General features: G+C 67.1%; 17 protein-coding genes. 12 read left to right on the plus strand and 5 right to left on the minus strand.

Annotated elements, in window-relative coordinates; translation table 11 throughout:
• Positions 1–3: 3 nt before the first annotated feature.
• The 4 genes from AC1D2E_RS13390 to AC1D2E_RS13405 all read right to left on the minus strand — a co-directional run bounded on the left by AC1D2E_RS13390 (position 4) and on the right by AC1D2E_RS13405 (position 1,882).
• On the minus strand, positions 4–180 hold the full coding sequence (locus AC1D2E_RS13390; RefSeq protein WP_478197836.1) for a hypothetical protein: 177 nt from the start codon (positions 178–180) through the stop codon (positions 4–6).
• 100 nt (positions 181–280) lie between these two features.
• A complete protein-coding gene (locus tag AC1D2E_RS13395; protein ID WP_478197837.1) occupies positions 281–475 on the minus strand; it encodes a hypothetical protein in 195 nt (64 codons plus the stop codon).
• Positions 476–628: 153 nt separating this feature from the next.
• Positions 629–772: a hypothetical protein gene (locus AC1D2E_RS13400; RefSeq protein ID WP_478197838.1), complete on the minus strand. Its 144-nt coding sequence runs from the start codon at positions 770–772 to the stop codon at positions 629–631.
• A 117-nt stretch (positions 773–889) separates the two neighbouring features.
• The gene (locus AC1D2E_RS13405) at positions 890–1,882 is read right to left on the minus strand and encodes a GSU2403 family nucleotidyltransferase fold protein (RefSeq protein WP_478197839.1); all 993 of its coding nucleotides are present in this window, start codon (positions 1,880–1,882) and stop codon (positions 890–892) included.
• Positions 1,883–2,181: 299 nt separating this feature from the next.
• Here AC1D2E_RS13405 and AC1D2E_RS13410 point away from each other — a divergent pair, with 299 nt between their 5' ends.
• The 12 genes from AC1D2E_RS13410 (at position 2,182) to AC1D2E_RS13465 (ending at position 14,223) form a co-directional block, all read left to right on the plus strand.
• Positions 2,182–3,165: a MurR/RpiR family transcriptional regulator gene (locus AC1D2E_RS13410; RefSeq protein WP_478197840.1), complete on the plus strand. Its 984-nt coding sequence runs from the start codon at positions 2,182–2,184 to the stop codon at positions 3,163–3,165.
• Complete coding sequence (locus AC1D2E_RS13415; RefSeq protein WP_478197841.1) at positions 3,162–4,121, plus strand: isoaspartyl peptidase/L-asparaginase family protein; 960 nt, start codon at positions 3,162–3,164, stop codon at positions 4,119–4,121. The genes AC1D2E_RS13410 and AC1D2E_RS13415 overlap by 4 nt, the downstream gene beginning before the upstream one ends.
• Before the next feature lie 29 nt (positions 4,122–4,150).
• Entirely contained in the window at positions 4,151–6,028 is a 1,878-nt protein-coding gene (locus tag AC1D2E_RS13420) for a dipeptide ABC transporter ATP-binding protein (protein ID WP_478197842.1), read from the plus strand.
• 113 nt (positions 6,029–6,141) lie between these two features.
• Positions 6,142–7,695, plus strand: coding sequence for a glutathione ABC transporter substrate-binding protein GsiB (gsiB, locus tag AC1D2E_RS13425; protein ID WP_478197843.1), 1,554 nt, complete (start codon positions 6,142–6,144; stop codon positions 7,693–7,695).
• Positions 7,696–7,774: 79 nt separating this feature from the next.
• Entirely contained in the window at positions 7,775–8,695 is a 921-nt protein-coding gene (gsiC, locus tag AC1D2E_RS13430; protein WP_478197844.1) for a glutathione ABC transporter permease GsiC, read from the plus strand.
• A gap of 10 nt (positions 8,696–8,705) precedes the next feature.
• On the plus strand, positions 8,706–9,632 hold the full coding sequence (gene gsiD, locus AC1D2E_RS13435; RefSeq protein ID WP_478197845.1) for a glutathione ABC transporter permease GsiD: 927 nt from the start codon (positions 8,706–8,708) through the stop codon (positions 9,630–9,632).
• 10 nt (positions 9,633–9,642) lie between these two features.
• Positions 9,643–10,719, plus strand: a complete 1,077-nt coding sequence (locus AC1D2E_RS13440) for a P1 family peptidase (RefSeq protein WP_478197846.1) — start codon at positions 9,643–9,645, stop codon at positions 10,717–10,719.
• Positions 10,716–11,534, plus strand: coding sequence for a M55 family metallopeptidase (locus AC1D2E_RS13445; protein ID WP_478197847.1), 819 nt, complete (start codon positions 10,716–10,718; stop codon positions 11,532–11,534). Before AC1D2E_RS13440 ends, AC1D2E_RS13445 begins: the two co-directional genes overlap by 4 nt.
• 28 nt (positions 11,535–11,562) lie before the next feature.
• Positions 11,563–12,366: an aspartate/glutamate racemase family protein gene (locus tag AC1D2E_RS13450; RefSeq protein WP_478197848.1), complete on the plus strand. Its 804-nt coding sequence runs from the start codon at positions 11,563–11,565 to the stop codon at positions 12,364–12,366.
• A 344-nt stretch (positions 12,367–12,710) separates the two neighbouring features.
• Positions 12,711–13,145, plus strand: coding sequence for an ester cyclase (locus AC1D2E_RS13455; RefSeq protein WP_478197849.1), 435 nt, complete (start codon positions 12,711–12,713; stop codon positions 13,143–13,145).
• Positions 13,142–13,750 carry a TetR/AcrR family transcriptional regulator gene (locus AC1D2E_RS13460; RefSeq protein ID WP_478197850.1) on the plus strand — a complete coding sequence of 203 codons (609 nt, stop codon included), beginning with the start codon at positions 13,142–13,144 and terminating at the stop codon, positions 13,748–13,750. Before AC1D2E_RS13455 ends, AC1D2E_RS13460 begins: the two co-directional genes overlap by 4 nt.
• The gene (locus AC1D2E_RS13465) at positions 13,747–14,223 is read left to right on the plus strand and encodes a c-type cytochrome (protein WP_478197851.1); all 477 of its coding nucleotides are present in this window, start codon (positions 13,747–13,749) and stop codon (positions 14,221–14,223) included. The genes AC1D2E_RS13460 and AC1D2E_RS13465 overlap by 4 nt, the downstream gene beginning before the upstream one ends.
• Positions 14,224–14,254: 31 nt before the next feature.
• On the opposite strand, the gene AC1D2E_RS13470 is transcribed toward AC1D2E_RS13465, so the two are convergent.
• Positions 14,255–15,979, minus strand: coding sequence for a YadA family autotransporter adhesin (locus AC1D2E_RS13470; RefSeq protein ID WP_478197852.1), 1,725 nt, complete (start codon positions 15,977–15,979; stop codon positions 14,255–14,257).
• Positions 15,980–16,158 lie beyond the last annotated feature (179 nt).

Below are 16,158 nucleotides of genomic sequence, written 5' to 3' on the forward strand. Positions count from 1 at the left end.
CGGTTAACTCGCCTCGCGGTCGATATCGCTACACAGCGCCTTGTCAAGGATGGGCAGCTTCCCATCGATCAGCCGCGTTCGAACCGCTTGCACTACTGCTTTGTGCACCACCTCCGGCAGGGTGCGTCCGTGCAGATAGTCGGTGACCAAGGCTTCGGCGGCTTCAAGAAAAAGGGCCATGGCGTGTCTCCCCAGCCCCCCGGGGGGGCATATAGACCTCAGCGGAGAGCGCCTGGCTGGTCAGGCCTGCCAGGTCCCCCGACGGGGCCGGCATCCGTGATCAATCGGCGTCTTCCGGTGCAAACGCCAGTTCAAGCTCGTCGAGGGCCTTGCGGGCGAGGCGCAACGCTTCCACGACCTGTTCGGGCGTCGCTGGCGGCATATGCGCGGCCGCGTGCAGTGCGTTCTTGAGTCGCTCGCAAGCAGCCTCCCACACCAGGATCCCGCGCTGCCGCGCCATGTTCAGTTCCGTCATCCGACGTTCCAATCCCGGCAAGGCCGAGAGCGAACAGTGTGCGCGTTCCAGGGGCGTTCGTCGCTCGGCGCGCGATGCGGCCCCACTTGCAGGTCAGGCACGGGCGGCGAGGCGCGCAAGGGCCTTTGCATCTCGCAGGATGCCTCTCAGTCGTCAACGCTTTCCCAGAAGTGGCGAGCGGCCGATCTTCTCCCGCGGTGTCGGCACCGCAGGCCTCACATCCGAAAAACGCGCCTTCTCGATGGCGCCGTCAAGCGATGGCAGACTCCACGTCTTCTGCAGGCGCAGGCTGTTCATCCCGGCATTCCAAAGACCCACGGCCGGTAGCGGTGGCCTCGCTCGCGAAGGCGGTTCTCCGGCTCCCCTCGGAACAGGACGGGCGTGAGAACGCGCCAGTAGCGAGCGAGGCTCATATCACCCGACAGGCGGCCTGGTGGCGGGCTCATCCGGACCGTCGATGGCTCCCTCGGCGCGTGCGTACTGCGGCATGTGTGAATGAACGAGCGCCTCGACCAGGTCCGCTTGCAGCAAATCCTTCGTGCGTCTGAGCGGGTCTCGCGTCGGGTACGTGCCCAGCACGCGCTTGATCTTCACAAAGTCCATCGGGTGCATGGTGTTCATGACCGCCATCTCGCCATTGGTCGCGACGACCATCTGGCTGAATCTCGGCGAGCCAAGGATCCGATCTCCAGTGGACGCCTGGACCGCCCGGACATCGTCCTCATCGTCACTTAACGGGTGCGGGTCGCCATTCTTGGCCATGCGCCGAATCACGTCGACCTCGAAGCCGGCAGCATTGCGCGCCGTCTCCTTCTTGTGCTCGAGCCGCACGAAGGTCTTGTCGGCCTTCTTGAGCAGTCCCAGGAAGGAAGCGTCGGCCTCCTTCATGCGTGAAAAGAAGGCCAGGTGCTTGCGCGTGTCGAGGAGCAGATCGATGTCCCTCGTGGCCATCGCAGCCGGGACGAAGCGCACGCCACAGGCGCTCTCGTAGGCGTACAGGGAATGGGTGCCAACAACGGAGAAATGTTCGGACAGCCCCGCGCTATCGAGCGCGTTCAGGATGTCAACGACGACCGGGGGAACACGGCCGACGCGAAGCGCGCGGTTCAGCCGGCGCTGTTCCTCCGCGGCGTTCTCGATCGAGGCGAGCCGCTCCTTGATCTGCGCCTTCCGATCGGTGAAGCTCTTGTAGATCTTCAGGGTCTCGGGGCTCTCGGCGCCAAGGGACTTATGAGCGCCCTTCGGGCTCGTCCGGATCAGGTACTTCCCGCCGGAGATCTCCCGCCAGATCATTCCGCCGCGCGTCTGGGCCGCCTCCTTGCGCACGCGACGCAGTTCATCGAACACGCTCTCCGCGTCGATGTACTGCCGCTTCTGGCTTTCGCTGTTCTCGATCGTACCGGCCATTTTTCACTGTGCTTTCGTATCTTTCATTTTTATAGTGAAAAACATTATTAATCAATAGGTTACGTGCTTTTCACTGTAGCGCAGAAAAGCGTCAATTTGCAGTGGCGCCGGAAATCCAGAGAGACGAACCGCGGCGAGCTTGAACGAGCGTCCGCGAACACGGCGGCATCCGCATAAACCCTGCCTTCTGGCCCGGTTCTTGCGATTCCGATCAAAAATGACAGAAAATTTCCCTAGCTGACTTATTTTTGTAAATCGATTTACATCCGACGCACCTTCCGAGGTGCACGAACCCACGCATGAGCACCAGCGTCGACACCCCGGGCACCACCGTGGCCCAGCGCATTGCGCAGGCCTTGCCGCGACTGACCCGCTCGCACCGGCAAGTGGCCGACTACGTGCTCGAACACCCGCTGCAGGTGGCGACGCTGCCCATCGACGAACTCGCCGCCGCCGTGGGCGTGTCGATCGCCACGGCCAACCGTTTTGCTCGCGCGCTGGATTTCGATGGCTACGCCACCTTTCGCGCGGAGCTCGTCCGAGGCTTCGAGCCGCTCGTGGCGCCGGTGGAGCGTTTGCGTGGCAACCTCGAGCGCCCGACCACCGTGGCCGAAGTGTTCGCCACCGCCCTCGACGAGAGCCGCCGCAACATCGAAGCCACGCGCCAGACGCTCGACTACRCCGCCTGCGACGCCGCGGTGCAGCGCATCGGCCGCGCGCGCTCGATCTACATCGCGGGCTTCGGCGCCAGCGCCTGGCTCGCGGGCCTGCTGCAGCACGGGCTCGACGGCAGCTGCAACGACGTTCGGATGCTGTCCAGCGTCAGCGGCGTCACGCACGCGGCGCGCACGTTGATGCATGCGGGGCCGCAGGACCTGTTCATCGGCCTGACCTTTCCGCGCTACCTCACCGACACCGTGGCGCTCGCACAGATCGCCAAGGGCCAGGGCTGCGCCGTGCTCGCGCTGACCGACCGCCCAAGCTCGCCGCTCGCGCCGCTGGCCGACGTGGCGCTGTATTGCCAGACCGAAACCCGCTACCGCCCGAACTGCGAAACCAGCGTGCTCGCGCTGATCGAGGCCCTGACCAGCGCCGTCGCGCTGCGTGCGCCGGACGCGGTGCAGTCCGCGGGCCGCGTCCTGCAAGCCGTGCGACCGTGGCTGCACGGTGCCAACGGCTTGCCGCGCGCCGAAACCGGTACGCACCGCGCCGGCCTGGACGCCGCGGCCGGCAAGGCCGACAAGGCCGACACCCTCAAGAAAAAGAAGAAGTCTTCCCGATGAAATTCCCCGGCATTCCCGTCATCGCCATTCACGGTGGCGCAGGCACCATCAGCGCAGCCACGACCAACGCAGCGCAGGCACAGGCGTACCACGACGCCCTGCAGAACATCACGCGCGCCGCGCAGGCGATGCTGCTCGAAGGCGCATCGGCGATGGACGCCGTGTGCCTCGCGGTCGAGATGCTCGAAGACTGCCCGCTCTTCAACGCCGGTCACGGCGCGGTGTTCACGCACGACGAAACGCATGAGCTCGATGCCGCCGTGATGGACGGCGCCACGCTCGCCGCCGGCGCGATTGCCGGCGTCTGCCACATCCGCCGCCCGGTGCGCGCCGCGCGCGCCGTGCTCGAAGACGGCGCCCATGTGCTGCTGGCCGGTGCGGGCGCCGAAGTCTTCGCACGTGAACACGGGCTGGAGATGGTCGAGCCTTCGTTCTTCTCCACCGAGGCGCGCCGCCAACAGCTCTACCGTGTACGCGACACCGGCCGCGTGGTCGTGGACCACGAAGGCGCGGCCATGACGCCACCGCTCGACGAAGACCGCAAGTTCGGCACCGTGGGCGCCGTGGCGCTCGACATGCACGGTCACCTGGCGGCAGCCACCTCGACCGGCGGCATGACCAACAAGCGCGTCGGCCGCATCGGCGACACGCCGCTGATCGGCTCCGGCACCTACGCGGACGACCGCACCGCGGCCGTCTCGTGCACCGGCAGCGGCGAGACGTTCATCCGCGTTGCGGCGGCCCACGACGTCTGCGCCCGCATGGCTTACGGCGGCGCAACGCTCGAAGCCGCCACGCACGCCGTCGTGCGGCAGTCGCTGCCCGCCATCGGCGGCAGCGGCGGGCTGATCGCCGTCGACCGTCACGGCAACCTGAGCCTCGCCTTCAACACCGAAGGCATGTACCGCGGCCACGCCCGCGGCGATGAAGCGCCGGTCACGGCCATCTTCGCCTGACGCACACGCCCTCTTCCCCTCGCACTCCCATGTCCAGCCCTGCCCTCGCCCTCCCGGACGGTCGCGTTCTCGCCGTCGACGACCTCACCGTGCGCTTCTYGACTTCCGAGCGCACCGTCGATGCCGTCAAGAATCTGTCCTTCCACGTCGACCATGGCGAAACGCTCGCGGTGGTGGGCGAATCAGGCTCGGGCAAGTCGGTCACCTCGCTCGCGCTGATGCGGCTGGTGGAACATGGCGGCGGCCGCATCCTCGGCGGGCGCATGGCGTTTCGCCGTCGCAATGGCGAGGTGCTCGACCTGGCGCAGGCGCGCGACGGCACGATGCGCGGCATTCGCGGCGCAGACATCGCGATGATCTTCCAGGAGCCGATGACCTCGCTGAACCCGGTGTTCACCGCCGGGGAACAGATTGCCGAGGCCATCCGCATCCACCAGGGCAAGAGCAATGCGGCCGCGCGTGCCGAAACGCTGCGCATGCTGGAGCTGGTGCGCATTCCCGAAGCGCGCAACGTGCTCGACCGCTTTCCGCACCAGCTCTCGGGCGGCATGCGCCAGCGCGTGATGATCGCGATGGCGCTGTCGTGCAAGCCGCAGCTGCTGATTGCCGACGAGCCCACCACCGCGCTCGACGTGACCATTCAGGCGCAGATCCTCCAGCTCGTCCGCGAGCTGCAGAAAGAGATGCGCATGGGCGTGCTCTTCATCACGCACGACATGGGCGTGGTGGCCGAGATTGCCGACCGCGTGCTCGTCATGTACCGCGGCGACAAGGTGGAAGCGGGCAGCTCGGACGCCGTGTTCGCCGCGCCGCAGCACCCCTACACGAAGGCCCTGCTGTCGGCGGTGCCGAAGCTGGGCGCGATGCAGGGCACCGACCTCCCGGCCAAGTTCGAGCTGCTGCGCACCGAGGGCAGCCCCGAGGCCGTGCCGTGCACCCACACCACGCCGCAGACCACCGTGCGCGAAGAGGCCGGCCCGATCCTTCGCGTGCGCGATCTGGTCACACGCTTCGACGTGCGCAGCGGCATTTTCGGCCGCGTGAAGCGCCGCGTGCATGCGGTGGAAAAGATCAGCTTCGATCTCTACCCCGGCGAGACGCTGGCATTGGTTGGCGAATCGGGCTGCGGCAAATCGACCACCGGTCGTTCGCTGCTGCGCCTGGTCGAGAGCCAGAGTGGCGCGATCGAGTTTGGCGGGAAGAACATCCGCGAGCTGCCCACGCGCGAACTGCAGGCCCTGCGCCGCAACATCCAGTTCATCTTCCAGGATCCGTTCGCCTCGCTCGATCCGCGCGTCACGGTCGGCTTCTCGATCATGGAGCCGCTGCTGATCCACGGCATCGCCAAAGGCGCCGAGGCCCAGCAGCGCGTCGACTGGCTGCTGCGCAAGGTCGGCCTGCCGCCCGAGGTGGCACAGCGCTATCCGCACGAGTTCTCGGGCGGCCAGCGCCAACGCATCGCGATTGCACGCGCGCTCGCGCTCAGCCCCAAGGTGGTGGTGGCGGACGAATCGGTGTCGGCGCTCGACGTGTCGATCCAGGCGCAGATCGTCAACCTCATGCTCGACCTGCAGCGCGAGCTGGGCGTGGCCTTCCTGTTCATCTCGCACGACATGGCCGTGGTCGAACGCATCAGCCACCGCGTGGCCGTGATGTACCTGGGCCAGATCGTCGAGATCGGCCCGCGCCGCGCGGTGTTCGAGGCGCCGCAGCATGCCTACACCCGCAAGCTGATGGCAGCCGTGCCGGTGGCCGATCCGTCGCGCCGCCACAAGCCACGCGCATTGCTCGAAGGCGAGATCCCGAGCCCGATCCGCGCCGTCGGCGACGAGCCCGACGTGCCGCCGCTGGTGCAGGTCGCACCCGGCCATTTCGTTGCCCGCCACGCCATCGGCGGGGCCTTTTGATTTTTGACGCCATCGGCGGGGCCTTTTGATTCTTGACGCCATCGGCGCCGCTTTCTGATTTTTCATCCCGCAGGCCCTCCTGCTTTTTTCCACGAACCGACTGGAGTTCTTCCTTGAAGCAATCCTCTTCCTCCCTGCGCTGGGCATCCGCACTGCTGGGCCTGACCGCGCTGGCCGCATCGGGCACGGCACTGGCCGCGCGCGACGTGGTGCTGTCGATCGGCTACCAGCCGGAAACGCTGGACCCGTACAACACCAACACCACCATCACCACGGCGGTGACCAAGTCCTTCTACGAAGGCCTGTTCCAGTTCGACAAGGACCTGAAGGTGCAGAACGTGCTCGCCGAGGGCTACGACGTGTCGAAGGACGGCCTGGTCTACACCATCAAGCTGCGCACCGGCGTCAAGTTCCACGACGGCACCGACTTCAACGCCGAGGCCGTGAAGGTCACGCTCGAGCGCGTGCTGAACCAGGACAACAAGCTGCTGCGCTACAACCAGTTCAACCGCGTGGGCAAGGTCGAGGCGGTGAACGCCAGCACCGTGCGCATCACGCTGAAGGAGCCTTTCGGCCCCTTCATCAACTCGCTGGCCCACGCCTCGGCTGCAATGATCTCGCCCACCGCGCTGCAGAAGTGGGGCAACAAGGACATCGCCTTCCACCCCGTGGGCACCGGCCCCTTCGAATTCGTCGAGTGGAAGCAGACCGATGCGGTCAAGGCCAGGAAGTTCGACGGCTACTGGAAGAAGGGCTACCCGAAGATCGACAACCTCTCGTGGAAGCCGGTGCTCGAGAACAACACGCGCGCCGCGATGCTGCAGACCGGCGAGGCCGACTTCGCCTTCCCCATTCCCTACGAGCAGGCCGAGCTGCTGAAGAAGAGCGACAAGCTCGAAGTGGTGGCGTCGCCCTCGATCATCACGCGCTTCCTGGCTTTCAACATGCTGCAGAAGCCCTATGACAACCCGAAGGTGCGCGAAGCGATCGGCTACGCCATCAACAAGGAAGCGCTCGCCAAGGTCGCCTTCGGCGGCTATGCCTTCCCCGCGCAGGGCGTGATGCCGCAGGGCGTGAAGTTCGCCGAGAAGATGGCCCCGATTCCGTACGACGTGAAGAAGGCCAAGGAGCTGCTGAAGGAAGCCGGCTACCCGGACGGCTTCGAGTCGGTGCTGTGGAGCGCCTACAACAACACGACCAGCCAGAAGACCATCCAGTTCGTGCAGCAGCAGCTCGCACAGGTGGGCATCAAGCTGCAGGTGCTGGCGCTCGAGGTGGGCCAGCGCACGGAGCAGGTCGATGCCTGGCCCGACCCCAAGACGGCCAAGGTCCGCATGTACTACACGGGCTGGTCTTCGTCCACGGGTGAAGCCGATTGGGGCCTGCGCCCGCTGTTCGCCTCCGAGTCGTGGGCGCCGAAGCTCAACAACATGTCGTTCTACAAGAGCGACGTGGTGGACGCCGCGCTCGCCAAGGCGCTGATCACCGTGGACGACAAGGAAAAGGCCGCGCTCTACAAGACCGCGCAGGACGAAATCCGCAAGGACCTGCCGCGCGTGCCGCTGGTCACGGAGCAGAACCTGTCGGCGCACTCGAAGCGTCTGTCGGGCGTGTTCGTGATGCCTGACGCCAACATCAACATCGACGCCATTTCCGTGTCGAACTGATCGCCGGTCCTTCGTTCCCTGACTGACTGTCCGGCGGGCGGCAACGCTTGCTGCCGCCCGTTCGCGACACCCGCACCCCATGCTGAATTACTTTCTCAAACGACTGTTGGGCCTGATCCCCACGCTGCTCATCGTGGCGGTGCTGGTGTTCCTGTTCGTCCACATGCTGCCAGGCGACCCGGCGCGCCTTGCCGCCGGCCAGGACGCCGACGAGCAGACCGTGGCCGTGGTGCGCCAGGAGCTGGGCCTCGACAAGCCGCTGCCTCAGCAGTTCGCGAGCTTCTTCACCCGCATGCTGCAAGGCGACTTCGGCACCTCGATCCGCACGCGGCGGCCGGTGTCGACGGAGATCGCCGAGCGCTTCTTCCCGACGGTGATGCTGACCATCACCAGCATGGTGTGGGCGGTGATTTTCGGCATGGGCATCGGCATCGTCTCTGCCGTGTTCCGCAACCAATGGCCCGACCGGCTGGGCATGACGCTGGCCGTGTCGGGCATCTCCTTTCCTGCATTTGCACTCGGCATGCTGCTGATGCAGATCTTCTCGGTTCAGCTCGGCTGGCTGCCCACGGTGGGCGCCGCCACCTGGAAGCACTACATCCTGCCCTCGATCACGCTGGGTGCGGCGGTGGCCGCCGTGATGGCGCGCTTCACGCGCGCGTCTTTTGTCGAGGTGATCCAGGAAGACTTCGTGCGCACCGCGCGCGCCAAGGGCGTGCGCGAGCGCACCGTCATCATCAAGCACTGCCTGCGCAACGCGCTGATTCCGGTCGTCACGATGATGGGCCTGCAGTTCGGCTTTCTTCTGGGCGGCTCGATCCTTGTCGAGGCGGTCTTCAACTGGCCCGGCCTCGGCCGCCTGCTGGTCGATGCCGTGCAGATGCGCGACTACCCGGTCATCCAGACGCTGGTACTGCTGTTCTCGCTCGAGTTCATCCTGATCAACCTGGTGGTCGATGTGCTCTATGGCTTCATCAACCCCACCATCCGCTACAAGTGAGCAAGCAGCCATGACGCAAGCTTCCGGCGTGCCTGCCGAATTCATCGTTCCACTCGCCCCTGTCGCCGTGGTGCAAACCGCGGGCAAGGTCCGCACGCCCTGGGGCGAATGCTGGCGCCGCTTCAAGAAGCAGCCCGTGGGCATCGTCGCGGCGATCTTCGTCCTGCTGCTGGTGTCCGTGGCGGTGTTCGCACCGTGGGTCGTGCCCTTCGACGCGGAGAACTTCTTCGACTACGACATGCTCAACAGCGGGCCTTCGGCCACGCACTGGTTCGGCGTCGACCCGCTGGGGCGCGACATCTTCAGCCGCATCCTGATGGGCACGCGCATCTCGCTGGCCGCCGGCTTCCTGTCGGTGCTGGTGGGCGGCTTCATCGGCACGGCCTTCGGCCTGCTCGCGGGCTACTACGAAGGCTGGTGGGACCGCATCGTGATGCGCATCTCGGACGTGCTGTTCGCCTTCCCCGGCATCCTGCTGGCGCTGGGCGTTGTCGCCATCCTGGGCAGCAGCATGACCAACGTGGTGGTGGCGGTGTCGGTGTTCAGCGTGCCGGCCTTCGCGCGCCTGGTGCGCGGCAACACGCTGGTGCTGAAGCAGCAGACCTACATCGAGGCCGAGCGCAGCATCGGCGCGTCGGACTGGACCATCATCGTGCGGCACATCCTGCCGGGAACCATCTCGTCGATCGTCGTTTACTTCTCGATGCGCGTGGGCACCTCGATCATCACGGCCGCCAGCCTGTCGTTCCTCGGCATGGGGGCGCAGCCGCCGACGCCCGAGTGGGGCGCGATGCTTAACGAGGCCCGCGCCGACATGGTCACCTCGCCGCACGTGGCGCTGTTCCCGAGCCTGGCCATCTTCTTCACCGTGCTGGCCTTCAACCTGCTGGGCGACGCACTGCGCGATGCGCTCGATCCGAAGATCGACCGGCAGTAATTCCTTCTTCATGTCATCCACTCCCCTGCCCTGCATCGGCAACCTGCGCCAGGGCGCGCGCAACGCCATCACCGACGTCGAAGGCGTCACGGTCGGTCACCAGACGCTGGATGACGGCGACGTGCAGACCGGCGTGACGGTCGTGCGGCCGCACGCCGGCGATCCGTTCCGCGACAAGGTGCCGGCGGCCGCCGTGGTGCTCAACGGCTTCGGCAAGAGCGTGGGCCTGGTGCAGCTGGCCGAGCTCGGCGTGCTGGAGACGCCGATCGCGCTGACCAACACCTTTTCGGTCGGCACGGTTGCCACGGCGCAGATCCGCCATTGCGTGGCGGCCAATCCCGAGAGCGGCCGGTCGCTGCCCACGGTCAATCCGCTGGTCTTCGAGTGCAACGACGGTTTTCTCAACGACATCCAGCGCTTGGCGGTCACCGAAGCCGACTACCTGCACGCACTGGCCGGCGCCGATGCCGACTTCGCCCAAGGCTCGGTCGGCGCGGGACGCGGCATGTCGAGCTTTCAGCTCAAGGGTGGCATCGGCAGCGCCTCGCGCCGCGTGTCGTCGGCACCCGATGGCGAGCTGCACACGGTGGGCGCGCTGGTACTGGCCAACTACGGGCGTCAGCCGCAGATGGTGCTTGCCGGTCACGCGGTCGGCGAACGGCTGGCGGCGCAAAGCCGGGCTGTGCCCACAGAGCCGGAAAAGGGCTCGATCATCATCGTCGTCGCCACCGATGCGCCGCTCGATGCGCGTCAGTTGCGCCGGCTGGCGCTGCGCGCGGGCGCCGGGCTGGCGCGCACCGGTTCGGTCTTCGGCCATGGCAGCGGCGACATCGTGCTGGCCTTCTCCACCGGCTACACGGTGCCAGACCGGGTCGATCGCCCGATGCCGGCCATTGCGATGGTGCATGACGGGTTGCTCGATGGCCTCTTCCAGGCTGCAGCCGACAGCACCGAGCAGGCCATCCTGCACGCCCTCTGGCGCGCCACGGCCGTGACGGGCCGCGATGGCAACCACCGGGCGGCACTCAGCGAGCTGCTGCCAGCCTCTTCTCTTTCCTCCTTCGCGCAATTGCGCGTTCCCACATGAAAGTCCTGATCTCCACCGACATCGAAGGCGTCGCGGGCGTCTACCACTCGGAGCAGACCCGCCCCGGCAACCCGGAGTTCGAACGCGCCCGCCTGCTGATGACGCAGGAAGCCAATGCCGCGATCGCCGGCGCCTTCGACGCCGGCGCCACCGAGGTGCTGGTCAACGACTCGCATGGCGGCTTTCGCAACATGCCGCCCGACGTGCTCGACCCACGCGCGCGCGTCGTGCAGGGCAAGCCACGCTACCTGAGCATGGTGGCGGGCGTCGAGGAAGGCGTGGACGCGGTCTGCATGGTGGGCTACCACTCACGCGCCCAGGGACGCGGCATCCTCGCGCACACGATCAACAGCTTTGCCTTTGCCGGCATCTGGCTGGCCGAGCAGGCGCTGGGCGAGGCCGGGCTCTACGGCGCCCTGGCCGGCGAATACGGCGTGCCGGTCGTGATGGGCAGCGGGGACGATGTGTTCATCGCCGAGAACCGGCCGATCTTTCCGCATGCCACCTTCGTGCAGACCAAGCGGGCCACGGGCTTCAACAGCGGTGTGTCGCTCTCGCCCGAACAGTCGCGCCAGGCGATCCGTGCCGGCGTGGCGCAGGCGCTGGCTGCGCGCTCCCATGCGCGCCCACTGGTCTTCAAGGGACCGCAGGTGGTCACGCTGCGCACCCAGTCGCCTTCGCTGGCCGACCTGTTCTGCCAGTGGCCGGCGTTCGAGCGCCTCGACGGCGTCACCCTGCGCTTCACCGCCGACACGGTGGAAGCGGCGGTGCGCATGCTGAACTGCTGTTCAGCCATGTCGTCGATGCTGCGCTGATCGTGTCTGTGTCATGGGGAATCATCAAGTGAGAGAGATCAGGCCGGCCATTGTCGGCATTCTGGGCGGGATGGGCCCGGCTGCGGGGGCCAATTTCATCCAATTGTTCGTTCAGGCTTGCGATGCGTTTCTGAAGGGGCGTGGAGAGTTGATCGTCGATCAGGCCTTTCCCGAACACTGGCTCGCACAGTTGCCGGTGCCTGATCGAACCAACGCATTGATCGATGGGGCGCCCAGCCCGTTGCCCGGGCTGGTGGCAGGGTTGCGGCAACTGAAAGCCTTGGGGGCCAAGACGGTAGCCATACCGTGCAACACAGCGCATGCGTGGCATGAAGCACTGCAGCACAGTTGTCCGGAAGTGGAATTGCTGCACATCGTGGAACAAACCGTCAGCAAGCTCCGGACAGATCGCGTCGAGGCAGTGGGTCTGATGGCCACGATGGGTACACACAAGACCCATCTGTACGAGTCAGAGTTGCAGCGAGCAGGCATTCATTGCCATGCGCCAACGCGCGAAGAGCAGATGCTGGTGATGAATGGAATTTGCGACGGTGTGAAAGCAGGCAATCTTGGTTTGGCGCGCATGCACTTCGAGACGGTTGCCCAACGCCTGGTAGAGCGTCATGGCCTCTCCACATTGGTGCTTGCTTGCACGGAGATTCCTTTGGCGTTGCGTACGCTGTCGCGCCACCCGAGCGTGCGCCTGATAGACCCGTCCGATGTGCTCGCCAAGGCTTTGGCGGAACGCGCTTACACCCCGCCCAGGTCTCCGGTGAAAACCATCCCGGACAGGCCATTTCCGGCGGCGCACGCACAGCCTTTCCGAACATGAAGGGCTCTTCGCGTGCGCGGTCGCTGACGTAGTTGATCACGCGGCCCCCGCCTTGCGCGCGGCGGGCTTTGGGGCCACCGCGTTGATGGCCTCCTGCAAGGCAGCAACGCTGGGGCCGTTGGGCGAGACGGTTGATGGTCGGTCTGTCGTACAGGCCTCTGTCGACGCGCCTCAGTTCGCCGTCGCGGACCATGCGTTGCACCACTCGGCGTCCGACGATGCCATCGCCATGCGCCGGCCCAGCGTCTTGCCTGCGCCTTTTTCACGATCTACAATTCTCATCGTGAGATTTTCATCTCACCAAATCACCGACAAGACACGACTTCTTGAAAGGACCCATTGCCATGCCACTCACCCCTGCAGAAATGGACCGCCGGCTCGACGAGCATTTCGGCTTCGAGGCCCGGGACGACGTCGCGGGCGTCCTGCGCACCCTGGCCCCCGAGGTCGAGCACGACGTGGTCGGCTGGCCCACCGGGCCGAGCCGCGGCCGCGAGGGCGCCCGGCCGTTCTACGAAACTCTGTTCGCCGACCTGTCGCACGGGCAGGTGAAGTCGTTGCGGCGCCTCTATGGCGACGGCTTCATGGTCGATGACTCGCTGTGGAGCGGCCAGGCGCCCGGGCGGCCGTTCGGGCTCGACGGACAAGACCGGCCGCTGAGCTTCCGGCTGCTGCACGTCATCGAGTTCACGGACGACGGCCAGATCGGCCGCGAGAACGTCTGGGTCGACATGGCCGCCATCGTTCAGCAGTTGCCGCAGTCCGTGCCCGCGCCATGACCGGCACGGACTTGCGCCACCAGCAGAAGCAGCGCACCCGCCAGGCCCTCTTGCAAGCGGCAGCCGAGTTGATGCCGCGCGGCGGCCGGCCGACGCTGGAGGAAGTCGCCGCGCAAGCCCAGGTGTCCCGCGCCACGGCCTATCGCTATTTTCCGAAGGTCGAGGCGCTCTACCTGGAGGCCGCGATCGACGTCGACACGCCGGATGCGCAGCAGGTGCTGGCCGGCGCACCGGCGGCCAACCCGGTCGCGCGGCTGGAGCGCGTCGACGACGCGCTGCATGCGATGACAGTGGCCAACGAGGTGTCTCTGCGCCTGATGCTGGCGCAGTCGCTGGAGCTCAGCGCCCGGGGCGAGACCGACGCGCAGTTGCCGGCGCGGCAGAACCGGCGCACGCCGCTGATCGAAGCCGCGCTGGCGCCGGCGAGCGACCGCTTCTCGCCCGCGGCGCTGAAGCACCTCAAGCATGCCCTGGCCCTGGTGATGGGCCCGGAATCCGCCATCGTGTTCAAGGACGTGCTGCGGCTCGACGACGCCGAGGCACGCAAGGTCAGGCGCTGGGCCATCCGGGCCCTGGTCGCCGCAGCAGAAAGGAGCTTGTCATGAACGCATCTCTCTGGAAAGTAGCCGCCGGCCTGGCCCTCGCTGGCGCCGCGTGCGCCGCCGCGGCACAGCCCGCCGCAGCGCCCGCCAGTCCCTTGCAACGGGGCCACTACCTGATCAAGGTGGCCGGCTGCAACGATTGCCATACGCCGAACTACGGCGCGAAGAATGGGCGGGTCGACGAAAGCCTCTGGCTCACGGGCGACGGCCTCGGCTGGCAAGGCCCCTGGGGCACGACCTATGCCACCAACCTGCGGCTGCTCTTCGCCGGCATGAGCGAGCAACAGTGGCTGCGCTACGCGCGCAGCATGGAGCCGAGGCCGCCGATGCCCTGGTTCAACGTCCGCGCGATGAGCGACGCCGACCTCAAGGCCATCTACGCCTACACCCGTTCGCTGGGCGCGGCCGGTACGCCGGCCCCCGCCTACGTGCCGCCGGGCACGAAGGCCGAGGGGCCCGTGGTCCGGTTCCCCTGAGCGGCGGCGAGCATCGGCCGAGCGACCTTCGTCACCAGGCGTAGCCTGCCTGCACGCGGGCGGCGGCGCGGTTGCTGCTGCCGCTGGTTGCGGTGGAGACGCCCAGCCCGAGGTTCAGGCTGTCGCTGACCTGGTAGCCGAAAGCGAAGCCGACGGCTGACGCGCCGGCATAGTTGCCAGCCGCCGCGCCCATCCACTTCTTGCCCGCCGGCAGCGCCGGCATTGACGGCATGGCCAACGAGGCTGCCACGCCTTGCGCCGCAAAGTCGTTCGCCTTGCCCACCGCCTGCTGCAACTGATTGACGTTGACGGCATCGGTGCCCAGCAGGCCCGGCGCGACATTCGTGATGCCGCGCAACTGGCCGGTGGCTGCGTTGCCCACCGACACGGTGTTGTCCCGATCGGCCAACGACCCCTGCCCCAGCGCGACTGCATTGCTGCCCGTGGCCAGCGTATTGGCCCCAAGGGCAACGGCGTTGTTGCCGGCGGCCACTGCGTCGTTGCCCACCGCGGTCGTGGGATCGGCCAGCGCCCTGGCGCCCGCGCCGATGGCGACCGAGCCGGCATAGTTGGCCTGGGCACCATTCCCGATGGCGACGGTTTTCTCTCCATTGGCCTGGGCGTTGGTGCCCATCGAGGTGCTGCCCGCGCCACTCGCGGCGGCCCCGGCACCGCAGGCAACGGCGCCGCCGGCCCCCACCGCACACACGCCGCTGGCCAACGCCTGATTCATCAGGTTCTGAAGCGCACTGACCTGCTGGACAGTGAAGTTGTTCGCCGTGGCGACGGCCGTTTGCTGGGCCTGCTGCACCTGGCCGACATTGGCCGCATCGGTGGACGCCTGGCCTGCGCTGACGTTGCTGATGGTGGTGCCTGCGCCGCCATTGGCGTTGAGCTGCAGCGAGGTGCCGCCCGCGCCGTACTGCGCCGAGTTCTGCGCCACGCCCAGCGCGGAGTTGGCGGTGGCTTGTGCAGCCGTGGCGGCCGATGCCGCCGTGTTCGAGGTCTGCTGCACGGTATACAGCTGGCCGCCGTTGATGGCGTCCGTGCTCGTGGCGGCCACCGATCCGGCGCTGACATTGACCAGGCCACGCGTTTGGCTCGCGGACCCGAAAGACACCGTGTTGGCCGCCGTGGCGACCGAGTTCGCGCCGATGGCCACGCTGCCGTTCGCGCCGCTTGCGACCTGGCTGCCGGACCCGATCGCCACGCTGCCCGTGGCCAATGCGGTCGCGCCCGAAGCCCCGTTGTTCGCGCCGCCGATCGCGGTGCTGCCGTCGCCGGATGCCAAGGCGCCCCGGCTGGTGCCCGAGGCGCTTCCGATGGCGACCGCGGCGTTGCCGGAAGCCTGCGCGCCGCTGCCGCCCGCCGAGCCGGTGTTGCCGCAACAACTGTCGGTTCCCGCGCCTCCCGCACCGAGCGCGATCGCACCGCCCGCCGAAGCCTGGGCGCCAGTTCCCCCTGCGCCGCCCGTTCCCCCCGCATCGCCTCGCGCGCCGGCACCACCGCCGCCGACGGCCGTCGCGCCGATAGCGGTGGCGCTGGCGCCCGCCCCACCCGCGCCGCCGATTCCGCCAGAGGTGCCGGCGCCGCCGTCACCGCCCGCACCGACCGCGGTGGCGCCCTCTCCCGAGACCACGGCTGCGCCGCCTCCGGCGCCTCCCGTCCCGCCGGAAGATCCAAGTCCTCCGTTGCCCGCGCCGCCCGCCGAATAGTCGGCCGCGCAGGCGCTCCCGGCGACAAGCAGTGCAAGCACTGGCAGCGGATGCCGAAGGGTTCTTGCGAGTGATGTGGACACGCAGCGCCAGGGCTGACGGAAGGTGCTATTGGCTTGGACAGGCGCCGGCATGAGTGATTTCCGAAATGAAGACAAACTCAACGAAACATGTTTAAGTGTGTGTCTTTTGTTTCAATCACACCATCACGGAAAACTGG

Source organism: Variovorax sp. P1_H2, assembly GCF_056405295.1.

Bases quoted from the DNA above. Each gene is read 5' to 3' on its own strand.
- AC1D2E_RS13390 (WP_478197836.1), bottom strand. From the start codon at position 180: ATGGCCCTTTTTCTTGAAGCCGCCGAAGCCTTGGTCACCGACTATCTG.
- AC1D2E_RS13395 (WP_478197837.1), bottom strand. From the start codon at position 475: ATGACGGAACTGAACATGGCGCGGCAGCGCGGGATCCTGGTGTGGGAG.
- AC1D2E_RS13400 (WP_478197838.1), bottom strand. From the start codon at position 772: ATGAACAGCCTGCGCCTGCAGAAGACGTGGAGTCTGCCATCGCTTGAC.
- AC1D2E_RS13405 (WP_478197839.1), bottom strand. From the start codon at position 1,882: ATGGCCGGTACGATCGAGAACAGCGAAAGCCAGAAGCGGCAGTACATC.
- AC1D2E_RS13415 (WP_478197841.1), top strand. From the start codon at position 3,162: ATGAAATTCCCCGGCATTCCCGTCATCGCCATTCACGGTGGCGCAGGC.
- gsiC (WP_478197844.1), top strand. From the start codon at position 7,775: ATGCTGAATTACTTTCTCAAACGACTGTTGGGCCTGATCCCCACGCTG.
- gsiD (WP_478197845.1), top strand. From the start codon at position 8,706: ATGACGCAAGCTTCCGGCGTGCCTGCCGAATTCATCGTTCCACTCGCC.
- AC1D2E_RS13440 (WP_478197846.1), top strand. From the start codon at position 9,643: ATGTCATCCACTCCCCTGCCCTGCATCGGCAACCTGCGCCAGGGCGCG.
- AC1D2E_RS13445 (WP_478197847.1), top strand. From the start codon at position 10,716: ATGAAAGTCCTGATCTCCACCGACATCGAAGGCGTCGCGGGCGTCTAC.
- AC1D2E_RS13455 (WP_478197849.1), top strand. From the start codon at position 12,711: ATGCCACTCACCCCTGCAGAAATGGACCGCCGGCTCGACGAGCATTTC.
- AC1D2E_RS13460 (WP_478197850.1), top strand. From the start codon at position 13,142: ATGACCGGCACGGACTTGCGCCACCAGCAGAAGCAGCGCACCCGCCAG.
- AC1D2E_RS13465 (WP_478197851.1), top strand. From the start codon at position 13,747: ATGAACGCATCTCTCTGGAAAGTAGCCGCCGGCCTGGCCCTCGCTGGC.